Origin of the sequence: Kitasatospora sp. NPDC059803 (assembly GCF_042732255.1) — a bacterium.
GTDB lineage: Bacteria > Actinomycetota > Actinomycetes > Streptomycetales > Streptomycetaceae > Kitasatospora.
In genome coordinates, this window is sequence record NZ_JBHWIJ010000155.1 from 6,492 (window position 1) to 16,902 (window position 10,411).

Annotated in this window: 11 protein-coding genes; 5 read left to right on the forward strand and 6 right to left on the reverse strand. The window is 74.8% G+C overall.

Going from position 1 to position 10,411, the window contains the following annotated elements; all coding sequences use genetic code 11:
* Positions 1 to 237 precede the first annotated feature (237 nt).
* A complete protein-coding gene (locus tag ACFV6I_RS23380; protein ID WP_380427433.1) occupies positions 238 to 969 on the reverse strand; it encodes a ScbR family autoregulator-binding transcription factor in 732 nt (243 codons plus the stop codon).
* Between the two features lie 261 nt (positions 970 to 1,230).
* Complete coding sequence (locus ACFV6I_RS23385; protein WP_380427435.1) at positions 1,231 to 1,635, reverse strand: RidA family protein; 405 nt, start codon at positions 1,633 to 1,635, stop codon at positions 1,231 to 1,233.
* A 215-nt stretch (positions 1,636 to 1,850) separates the two neighbouring features.
* Between ACFV6I_RS23385 and ACFV6I_RS23390 the strand changes: the two genes are divergently transcribed.
* A complete protein-coding gene (locus ACFV6I_RS23390) occupies positions 1,851 to 2,489 on the forward strand; it encodes a C40 family peptidase (protein ID WP_380427437.1) in 639 nt (212 codons plus the stop codon).
* A gap of 7 nt (positions 2,490 to 2,496) precedes the next feature.
* Here the strand turns inward: ACFV6I_RS23390 and ACFV6I_RS23395 are convergent, their stop codons facing one another.
* Entirely contained in the window at positions 2,497 to 3,006 is a 510-nt protein-coding gene (locus ACFV6I_RS23395; RefSeq protein WP_380427439.1) for a MarR family winged helix-turn-helix transcriptional regulator, read from the reverse strand.
* Between the two features lie 95 nt (positions 3,007 to 3,101).
* On the opposite strand from ACFV6I_RS23395, the gene ACFV6I_RS23400 reads away from it, so the two are divergent.
* A complete protein-coding gene (locus ACFV6I_RS23400; RefSeq protein WP_380427441.1) occupies positions 3,102 to 3,512 on the forward strand; it encodes a VOC family protein in 411 nt (136 codons plus the stop codon).
* Here the strand turns inward: ACFV6I_RS23400 and thrS are convergent.
* The 3 genes from thrS to ACFV6I_RS23415 form a co-directional block, all read right to left on the reverse strand.
* A complete protein-coding gene (thrS, locus tag ACFV6I_RS23405) occupies positions 3,506 to 4,756 on the reverse strand; it encodes a threonine--tRNA ligase (RefSeq protein WP_380427453.1) in 1,251 nt (416 codons plus the stop codon). The genes ACFV6I_RS23400 and thrS overlap by 7 nt on opposite strands.
* A gap of 214 nt (positions 4,757 to 4,970) precedes the next feature.
* Positions 4,971 to 5,693, reverse strand: a complete 723-nt coding sequence (locus ACFV6I_RS23410) for a leucine-rich repeat domain-containing protein (RefSeq protein ID WP_380427443.1) — start codon at positions 5,691 to 5,693, stop codon at positions 4,971 to 4,973.
* Between the two features lie 120 nt (positions 5,694 to 5,813).
* Positions 5,814 to 6,683 carry a helix-turn-helix transcriptional regulator gene (locus tag ACFV6I_RS23415; RefSeq protein ID WP_063345989.1) on the reverse strand — a complete coding sequence of 290 codons (870 nt, stop codon included), beginning with the start codon at positions 6,681 to 6,683 and terminating at the stop codon, positions 5,814 to 5,816.
* A gap of 114 nt (positions 6,684 to 6,797) precedes the next feature.
* Here ACFV6I_RS23415 and ACFV6I_RS23420 point away from each other — a divergent pair, with 114 nt between their 5' ends.
* The 3 genes from ACFV6I_RS23420 to ACFV6I_RS23430 all read left to right on the forward strand — a co-directional run bounded on the left by ACFV6I_RS23420 (position 6,798) and on the right by ACFV6I_RS23430 (position 10,298).
* Positions 6,798 to 8,384 (forward strand): MFS transporter, encoded by a 1,587-nt coding sequence (locus ACFV6I_RS23420; protein WP_380427445.1) that lies wholly within the window; start codon positions 6,798 to 6,800, stop codon positions 8,382 to 8,384.
* A 139-nt stretch (positions 8,385 to 8,523) separates the two neighbouring features.
* Complete coding sequence (locus tag ACFV6I_RS23425) at positions 8,524 to 9,174, forward strand: hypothetical protein (RefSeq protein WP_380427447.1); 651 nt, start codon at positions 8,524 to 8,526, stop codon at positions 9,172 to 9,174.
* A 134-nt stretch (positions 9,175 to 9,308) separates the two neighbouring features.
* Complete coding sequence (locus tag ACFV6I_RS23430; RefSeq protein ID WP_063350563.1) at positions 9,309 to 10,298, forward strand: hypothetical protein; 990 nt, start codon at positions 9,309 to 9,311, stop codon at positions 10,296 to 10,298.
* Positions 10,299 to 10,411: the final 113 nt, after the last annotated feature.

Here is a 10,411-nt window from a genome sequence, read left to right on the forward strand (position 1 = left end):
CACCCCCACCGCCGCCCGCGGTGTGTGGGGAGAACCCGGAGGCGGGCTCGCCCCCCCCCCCCCCCCCCCCCACCCCCCCCCCCCCCCCCCCCCCGCGCCCGCCGCCAGCCGGCCGATCACCGCCCGGAAACCGCCCGGACGGCCCCGGACGCCCCCGGACGCCCCCGCGAGCAGGGGGTCGCCGAGCCCCGGTCAACTCCGCACCAGCCGCAGCGATTTCCGGCCGGTGCCGGACCGTCAGCCCACACCGACCTCGTCCGCGACCGCCCGGGCCGCCGACCGCGCCCCGTCCTGCGCCCCACCCTGCGCCCCGGCGCCCTCCGCCGCCGCGCGGGCGGCCGCCACCTCGGCGACCACCTGGGCACCGCGGTCCGGGCCCATCTGCAGCGAACCGAGCACACCCGGCACCGCGATGCTCGGCATCAGGTGCTGGAACAGCCCGGCGGCCCGCCGCTCCAAGTCCGCACGCCCGGAGAGCTTCTGCGACTGGATCTGCACACCCGTCCACGCCGCCGTGACCAGCCACGCGGTGTCGGCCGGGACGACGTGCGGCAGCAGTTCGCCCCGCTCGCCGGCCGCGACCAGCAGCGCCTCCAGCCGGCTGATCCAGCCGGGGATCGCGCCGCCGCCGAGGTCGTCGAAGACGTCCTGGCCCAGGGAGAGCCGGGCCCCCGCGCTCAGCAGCGGATCACGCGGCATCAGATAGGCCACCACCATCCCGGTGTCCACGAACTCCTGGAGTTTGCAGACCCGTTCCGGCACACCGTCCTGGACGAACTGCTCCTCGACGACGCCCTGGGCCAGATCCCGCTTGGAGGCGAAATGGAAATACACCGCACCACGCGTCACACCGGCCCGCGCGACCACCTCGCCGATGGTGGCGCCCTCGTAGCCGAACTCGTCGAAGACCGACGCCGCCGCCTCCAGGATCAGCCGACGCGTCCGGACCGCCCGCTCCTGCCGAACCACCGCAACCACCCCACCCAGAGCTCCCGGAAAACAAAACCAAACACCCCGTATCTTAGCTACCGGTGGCCTACGGACGACAAGATGATGTCGGGGAATCGCCTCAAACGCTCCTTCCCTCCCGCCCGCATCCTCCGCATTTTGCCTACGGGCCGCTGCTTCTTCGCCGGACGATCGAAAGCGGCACCGGCGCCACACATCACACATTCGGGGAAAAACCGAACGATCGGTTTCCTCATTTGGACACCCGAGGGCCGGAAGGCGTCACGGTAGGACGGCCACCGCCTCCACCTCCACCAGCTGGTCGTGGTAGCCGAGCACCGACACTCCCAGCAGCGTGCTGGGGGCGTCGTGCTCCCCCATGTAGGCGCGGTACACGTCCCACACCGCGACCAGGTCGGCCTGGTCGGCGGAGGCCACGTACACCGTCGTCCGCGCGACGTCCGTCAGCCCGGCACCCGCGTCCTCCAGCGCGGTTATCAGGTTCCGCATCACCTGGTGCGCCTGGCCCGCGTAGTCGCCGACGGCGACCGTCCGCCCCTCGGCGTCGAGCGGGCAGGCGCCGGCGAGCCAGAGCGAACGGGCCGGGGCCTCGACCAGGGCCGCATAGGCGTAGTCGACGGCCGGGGTGAGGCGGGAGCTGCGGATCAGCTTGACTGCGCTGTTCAAGGGGCACTCCGAAGGGTCGTGGCCGAACGTTTGCGCCCATCGTTGGCCTCTCCTGAGCGACCGTCAAACCATTTACCAGCGCTGTCCCGTCCACCACAGGGCCGTTGCGTCCACGATTCACCGTTGCGGGTGATGGCGGGCCGACCCGCCCGGCCGGAATCCTGGTGGCCGCCACCCGCGCGGGTCGACGCCGCGCCGACACCAGGAGGTCCCCCATGGAATCCCGACCCCCGTACCGCGACGAGGCCTCCGGGGTCCGCCGACGCCGGATGCTGGGCCTGGCACTCGGGGCGGGGCTCGCCCCGGCCCTCACCCCGGCCGCAATGGCGACCGCGACCGCGACGGCGACATCAACGGCCCGGTCGGATACCCCGGTGGTCGCGTCCGCCGCCCTGGGCCGCCGGGTCGCCGAGGTGGCCACCGCCCAGCTCGACGTGCCGTACGCCTGGGGCGGCGGCGACCGGCTGGGGGCGAGCCTCGGCTTCTGCGACGACGAGAACGGCTACCTGGACGGCGTCTGCATGGGCGAGAGCACGGTCGGCTTCGACTGCAGCGGCCTGTCCCTCTACTGCTGGTACCGGGCCAGCCACGGCACCGTCGAGCTCGGGCACTACACCGTCGCCCAGTTCCACCGCAGCGCCCCGGTGGAGCGTGACGCCCTCGCCCCGGGCGACCTGCTGTTCTTCTCCCGCCCGGACGCGCCGCTGCACCACGTCGGCATCCACGTCGGCGACGGCGCGATGATCCACGCCGAGCGCACCGGGACGCTGGTCGCCCGGGTCGAGCACGCCCTCGACGTCCCGCGCTGGGCCGGCGAGTTCGCCGGTGCCCGCCGCCCCGGGCCGGCCGGCTGAGCGGGCCTCAGAGGCCGCGCCGCTCCCCCGGCCCCTGGCCCTGGTGGACGCGCAGCAGCAGGCCATGCAGCAGCTGCCGCTCCCGCGCGTCCAGCGGCGCCAGCACCTCGTCCTGTACCGTGCGCGCCCGGGCGTCCAGCTCCGCGAGCAGCGCGCGCCCGGCGTCGGTGACCGACACCGAGACCCGCCGCCGGTCCGCCGGGTCGCGGACGCGCTCGACGTACCCGGCGGCGGCCAGCTGGTCGGCGACCTTGGCGAGGTCGCTCGGGTCGATGCCCAGCCGCTGGACCAGGTCCCGCTGGGCGTGCGGCCCGAAGTCGGCGAGCGCGGCCAGCACGGCCATGTCCCAGAGCCGCAGGCCGTGTTCGGCGAGCTGCTCGGCGAGGCGCCCCCGTGCCGTCCGGCCGATCCGGGAGAGCAGGTAGGTACTGAGGTCGAGCAGCGTCGGCGGCAGGGAGGGAGCGGCCAGGGAGGGGGCGGCCAGCGGGGGTTTGGGGAGCAGGGGTTCGGGGGCCATGGCGTCAGTCTAGGGTCCGTCCCTATAGTGGGTGTCTACCCACTAATATCGGACTGATCCGACCCGATGAATCCTCGAGCCCGGGAGCTTCGACCGTGGACGCCCTGTACCCCCGCCTGCTCGTGACCCGTTTCGCCGAGTGCTTCCGGTTCTACCGGGCGGTCCTGCCGGCCCTCACCGGCGCCGCCCTGGTCAAGGGCGGCGCCGGCGGCCCCTACGCCAACTGGGACGTCGACGGGCAGGCCGTCCTGGTGCTCTTCGACCGCGCCGCGATGGCCGCCGCCCTGGGCGCCACCGGCCTGCCCGAACGCCCGGCCGCCCCCGCCCAGGACGCCGCGATGCTGGTCTTCCGGGTGGCCTCCGTGGACGACGCGTTCGCCCTCTGCCTGCGGCACGGCGGCACCCCGGTCGTCGGCCCGACCGACCGGCCGCAGTGGGGCCCCGACCTGCGCAGCGCCCACCTGCGGGACCCGGACGGCCATCTGATCGAGCTCCAGTCCTACTGACCCGCCCCGCCCGGTCGGCGCGCGGGGTCGTCCGCCCAGAGGTCGGCGCTGCACGCCGCCACCAGTGCGCCGATCCTGGCCCAGGCCTCCTCCGCGGGCAGCGGTTCGAGTCGGCGGCCGTCCCGCAGCCGCAGCGCGACCCGGTCGTCCACGGCCTCCTTGGCCCCGATCACGGCCTGGTACGGCACCAGGCGCGCCGCCCGGATCCGGGCGCCCAGGCTGCCGTGCTCGGGCCCGGCGACCTCGGCGCGCAGCCCGAGGTCGAGGCAGCGCTGCCGGAGCCGCTCGGCCTGCGGCAGTTCGCCCTCGGAGACCGGCAGCAGCACCACCTGCGCCGGGGCCAGCCAGGCCGGGAACGCGCCGCCGTACAGCTCGATCAGGTGGGCGACCACCCGCTCCACGCTGCCGATCACGCTGCGGTGGACCATCACCGGCCGGTGCTTCGCGCCGTCCGGGCCGATGTAGTGCAAGCCGAAGCGCTCGGGCTGGTGGAAGTCGATCTGCACGGTGGAGAGGGTGAACTCACGCCCGGCGCCGTCGGCGATCTGCACGTCGATCTTCGGCCCGTAGAAGGCGGCCTCGCCCTCCGCCGCCTCGAACGGCACGCCGGATCGTTCCAGCACGTCGGTGAGCAGCGCGGTGGCCCGTTCCCAGAGGGCCGGATCCGCCACGTACTTGCCGCCCGCGCCGGGCAGCGAGAGCCGGTAGCGGACCGGTTCGATGCCGAGCGCGCGGTGTGCCGCGCGGATCAGCTCCAGTGCGGCGACGGCCTCGTCGGCGGCCTGCTCCGGGGTGCAGAACACGTGCGCGTCGTTCAGCTGGATCGCCCGGACCCTGGTCAGCCCGCCCAGCACGCCGGACAGTTCGGAGCGGTACATGCCGCCCAACTCGGCCATGCGCAGCGGGAGTTCCCGGTAGCTGTGGGGCCGGGAGCGGTAGATCAGGGCGTGGTGCGGGCACAGGCTCGGCCGGAGCACCATCTCCTCCGAGCCCAGTTCCATGGGTGGGAACATGTCCTCGCGATAGTGCGCCCAGTGGCCGGAGATCTCGTACAGCTCGCGCTTGCCGAGCACCGGCGAGTACACGTGGCGGTAGCCGGCCCGCCGCTCGCGCTCGCGGATGAACTCCTCCAGGGTGTGCCGGATCGCGGCGCCGTCGGGCAGCCAGTAGGGCAGGCCGGAGCCCATCAGCGGGTCGGTGTCGAACAGGTCGAGTTCGCGGCCGAGCTTGCGGTGGTCGTGCATGGCGCGGTTGTGCATGGGGTGGTCTCCACTCGGGTCGGCGGGCGAGTGGTCCGGAAACGGCGAAGCCCCGGGGCACTCGCCCCGGGGCTTCGGACTAGGTCAGCAGTCAGCGCACCGGGACTCTCTCCGGCGTCGTCGTGGCGAGTGCAGCGCGCTTCATGCGATCCACGATAACAGGGCACCGACCGCCGTGGTGATCTTTATCCGCGGCCGCTCAGAACAGGACGGCGCAGCCGCGCGCGCTGAGCGCGGCGAGCAGTCGCGGCGAGGGGCGCGCCTCGTTCCACCGCAGGTCCAGCTTCTCCAGTGCGGGCAGTTCGGCCAGCCAGTGCGGCAGTTCGGTGATCCGGTTGCCCCGCAGGTCGAGCCGGCGCAGCAGCGGCAGCGCGGCGAGCACCGGCGGGACCTCGGCGAGCGCGTTGTCCCGCAGTTCGAGTTCGCGCAGTGCGGTGAGGCCGCCGAAGGTGTCCGGCAGGGTGGTCAAGTCGTTCCCGCACAGCCAGAGTTCACGCAGGGCGGTCAGTTCGCCGAGGCGGTCGGGCAGCGCGGTGAGCCGGTTGCGCTGGGCGCGCAGCTCGACCAGGGCGGTCATCTCGCCGATGGCGGATGGGAGTTCGGTGATCCGGTTGTCGCCGAGGTTGAGGTAGCGCAGCGCGGTGAGGCGGCCGAGCGCGGCCGGCAATCCGGTCAGCACGTTGTCGTGCAGGTAGAGGAAGTCGGCGAGCCCGGTCAGCTCGCCCAGTTCGGCGGGCACGCCGGTGAGCCGGTTGTGTCCGAGGTCGAGGGTGCGCAGCTGTCGCAACCTGCCGACCTCGGGCGGCAGTTCGGTCAGGCCGGTCTCGGCGAGGATGAGCACGGTCAGGTCGGTCCGGTCCCACACCTCGGCCGGCACCGCGCCGAGGGGCCGGCGCCAGAGGTTCAGCGTCACGTCTGTCACGCCCGCCATTGTCCCGTCCGCGCGCCCGTCCCCGAGCCCCTCGCCCTCCCCGCCCTGCTGGACCACCGGGCAGCGCCGCACCCCGGCCGGGAGGCGCTGCTGGTACCGGGCGGCCCCGGCTCACCTGCCCGGGGCGGCGGCCGTGAAGCCGCCGAGGAAGGCGAGCGCCTCCTCGGCCGGGCTCCCGGGGGCGGCCGTGTAGACGACCAGGAGGTGGCGCGCGGCGCCGGGCGCCTGGAAGGTCTCGTAGTCGAGCGTCACGTCGCCGACCACGGGGTGCCGCAGGCGCTTGGGGCCGTGGGTCTTCTCGTGCACGTGGTGGCCGGCCCACAGCCGGCGGAAGTCGGCGCTGCCAAGTGCCAGTTCGCCGATCAGGCGCACGAGTTCGGGGTCGTGCGGGTGCCGTCCGGAGGCCATCCGCAGGATGCCGACGGTGGTGCGCGCGGCGTCCTCCCAGTCGAGGTGGACGTCCGGCGCGCCCGGGTCGAGGAAGATCCGTCGGGCCAGGTTGCGTTCGCGCGGCGGGAGTTCGGGGAAGTCGGCGATCAGCGCGGCGGCCAGCCGGTTCCACGCCAGGACGTCGTTGCGGTCGTTCATGATCAGCGCGGGGGTGGTCGGCATCGCCTCCACGACCCGCCGCAGGGCGGGGCGCAGGGCGTCGCCGTCCCGTCCGGCGCCTGCCGTCCTGGCTGCCGAGCGGCGGGGCGGGCGGGCCAGGTCGTACAGGTGGGCGCGCTCGGCGGGGCCGAGCCGCAGGGCGCGGCCGAGCGCGTCGAGCACCTCGTCGGACGGGCGCTCGGCGCGGCCCTGTTCCAGCCGGACGTAGTAGTCGGTGCTGAGGCCGACCAGTTCGGCGACCTCCTCGCGCCGCAGGCCGGGCACCCGGCGGCGTCCGGTCGGCGGCAGCCCCGCCTGCGCGGGTGACACCAGCGCCCGCCGGGTGCGCAGGTAGTCGCCGAGGCTGGCGGCGAGCGTGATCGGTTCGGCCATGCGTTCCAGTATGGGGCGCCCGGCCGGGGGTGCGGGGGCCGGAGGGTGGCCCTGTCACACCCAGGGAACGGGGCTCTCTTCATCCGGCGGCGGCGCCCGCGAACGATCGGGGCCATGACTGCTTCTCCCCGCCTCGACGACGCCCGTCCCGAAGGCGCCCGTCCCGAAGGCGCCCGCCGCGCCGCGCCGCCCCGGACCGAGCACCCAGCGGGCACGGCCGCTCCCCCACCGCGTACGGACGGCGGTCCGGGCGGCTACTGGGCGACCGTCACCGCGGTCGGCTGCGCCAGCATGATGCTGCCGTTCTCGGTGACCGGGGCCGCCGTGGCGCTGCCCAGCATGACCGCGCAGCTGGGCTCCTCGGTGGGCGCCGCCCAGTGGATGCTGAACGCCTTCAACCTCACCTTCGCCGCCCTGCCGCTGGCGGCCGGCGGCCTCGCGGACCGGATCGGCCGGCGGCGCGTGCTGCTGTCGGGGATCGCACTGGTCGGCGCGCTGTCCGCGGTGGTGGCGCTCGCGCCGTCGATGGCCGTGGCCGACGCCGCCCGGGCGGTGCAGGGGTGCGGGGCGGCCGCCGTGCTGGCGGCGGGCGCGGCGGTCCTGGCCCAGTCCACCTCCGGGCGGCGCCGACGGCTCGCCTTCGGGATCCTCGGCACCTCCTTCGGCACCGGCCTGGCGATCGGGCCGCCGGCCGCCGGCCTGCTGGTGGAGGCGGCCGGCTGGCGGTCGGTCTTCCTGCTCGTCGCCGTCCTGGCCCTGCCCACGTGGCTGTGCGCCACCCGGGCCCCGGAGTCCCGCAACCCGGACCACCCCGGGATCGACCTGCCCGGGGTGGTCTGCTTCACCGGCGGGCTCGCCGCGCTGTCGTACGCGCTCGTGCAGGCCGGCACCGCCGGCTGGACGGCGCCGGACACGCTGCTGCCGCTGGCGGGCGCGGTGCTGCTGCTGGTCCTGTTCGCCGGGGTGGAGGTCCGCCGGGCCGGGCGCGCCATGGTCGACGTCCGGCTGTTCCGCAGGCCCGAGTTCCTCGCCGTGGTGTGCCAGCCGTTCACCGTCACCCTGGGGTTCGTCGTGCTGCTGGTCTACCTCCCGGCCTACCTCCAGGGCGTGGGCGGCAGGAGCGTCCTGACCAGCGGTCTGCTCCTGCTGCCGATGACGGCGCCCGTCCTCCTGCTGCCGTTGGTGGCCGGGCGCCTCGCCGCCGCCGTCTCCGTCCGGGCGGTGCTGACCGCGGCCTCCGCGCTGATCGCGGCGGGCGCCCTGCTGCTGGTGACGGTGCGCGGCGACGGGTCGTGGCTCGCGCTGGCGGTGCCGCTGCTGCCATTCGGGGCCGGGGTCGGGCTGGCCTTCGGGGTGATGGACGACGCGGCCGTCGGGACCGTCCCCGCCGAGCACGCCGGGGCCGCCGCGGGCGTCTTCAACACGATGCGGATCACCGGGGAGTCCGTGGCCGTCTCCGGGGCCGCCGCGCTGCTCAGCACGCTGACCGCCGCGCACCTGGGCGGCAGCGGCCTCGCCGCCGACGAGGCGGCGCAGCTCGCGGGGCAGGCCGTCCAGGGCAGGGTGGCCGCGGCGCACCAGGCCGCCCTGGCCGCCGGGTTCACCGACGCCCTGCACGTCCTCGGGCTGGTCCTCGCCGCGCTGTCCGCCCTCGGCGCGGTGCTCACCTACCTCGCCCTGGCGCCGGACGAGTCGGCCTGATCCGCCGTCGGAGCCGAGGCCCGGGGCCCCCCCCCCCCACCGCGCCCCGGGCCCCGGCCCCGGGCGCCGCGGCCCCGGCGCGGCCCCCCCCGCCGCGTCGGAGGTCGACAGCGGCGCGGGGGGCGGCAAGGATGGGGGCGTGCGATTCGATGCCGTGCCGATGCCGGAGCGGGTGGGGGAACGGCCCCGGGACGTCCGGGGCTATCCGGTGCCGGCGATCACGCCCTGGCGTGGCGGCGAGCCGCAGTTCGCGTTGACCGACCACGAGCGCAGCGCGAACTGCGCGCTGGAGCGCCTCTGTTCGGTGTGCGGGGGGTTCATGGCCCGGGGCCCGGTGTGGCGCGTGGTCGGGGCGGCGGAGAGCGCGGCGATCGGGGCCGCGCTCGCCGAGGGGCGGCCGTACCGCAACCTCGCGCCGACCATGGAGGGGCCCGGCCACCGGGCCTGCATGCTCTACGCGGCGATGGTGTGCCCGTACCTGGCCCGGCCGAACGCCCGGCGCCGGGCTGCGGCGGCGCGCGGCGCCGGCGGCCCGCCTCTCGCCCCGCGCGCGGCGCCCGGGCGGGGGGGGGCGCGGGGGGGCGCGGAGGCGGGTCGGGCGGCGGGCGTGCGCGGGGCGGTGCGGGGCGGCACGGGGGCGGTGGTCGGGTTCGGCGACTACGAGTACGCCGTCACCGAGAGCCGGGTGCTGTTCCGTTTCCTGGATCCGGTCGAGTTCCTGCCGCACGAGTCCGCCGACGAGCAGCTGCCCGCGCTCCGGGCCGAGTTGGCCTCGCGCGGCGGACTTTAGCGGAGGATTTGCACTGTTCCCCCCGTACCGGGCACGAACCAGTGGCAGACTGAGGCGGACATGACCAGTCCTGGATCGGGGGCGGCCGTCCATCAGCGACGGCATCAGGGCACCGACATCGAGGAGCACGTTTCTTGACCACTCACCTCAGGCACGGCACCGGCGCGCGGAAGGTGCTGGCGCTGCTGGCGGCACTGTGCGGGATCGTCGGCCTCACCGCGCTCGGTACGACCCCTGCGGCGGCGGCCGATTCGCGACACGCGATCTACGCCATCGCGCACCGGGTCGACACCCTGGACGGCGTGGACGCCGCGCTCGGCCACGGCGCCAACGCCATCGAGATCGACGTCTGCGCCTGGTGGAACCCGAACGAATGGCGCGCCTACCACGACTGTTCCTCGGCCGGTGAGAACCGCCTGGGCCCCAGCTTCGACAGCATGATCGACCGCATCCTCTCCAACGCCAACGCCGGACGCCGGCTGTCGCTGGTCTGGCTGGACATCAAGGACCCGAACTACTGCGGGGAACAGCCCAACCGCACGTGCAGCGTCGCCGGACTGCGCGACAAGGCGCAGCGGTTGACGGCCGCCGGGATCCAGGTGCTCTACGGCTTCTTCGAATACCACGGCGGCAACACCCCGGACGTCGGCGGCAGGGGCTGGCAGAGCCTGGAAGGCAAGCTCGGCCCGCTGGAGGGCATCACGTCCACCGGCACCCGCGACCAGGTCCAGGGCGCCTTCAACCGGTCCGGTTCCGGATTCCCGGCCGGTCACCGGGCGATGGACTACGGCGACACCGACATCACCAAGGGCTTCGGCAACTGCACGGAGGCCACCTACAACACGTGCGCGGAGCTGAAGAAGGGCGCCGGGGACCGCGCCGCCGGGCGGCTCGCGGCCACGCTGTCCTGGACGGCCACCTACAACGACCCGTGGTACGTCGACAAGCTGCTCGGCGACGCGGGTGTGGACGGCATCATCGCCGGCTACGGCGCCTTCACCGGCGTGCGCGAGTACGACAACAGCTGGCAGTGCGCCAACGCCATCAACCTCGTCCGTGACTGGGTGAACCGCCACAGCGGCACCCACCGCATGGCCAACAGCGGCGACCGCCTGTTCCGCTAGGCCTGTTCCGCTGGCCTTGTCCGTCCGAAGGGCACCCGCCCTGGGCCCCCCCCCCCCGCCGCGCGGGCGCCCGGGGCGGGCGGGCGGCCGGCGCCCGCGGGGGGGCCAGCGCC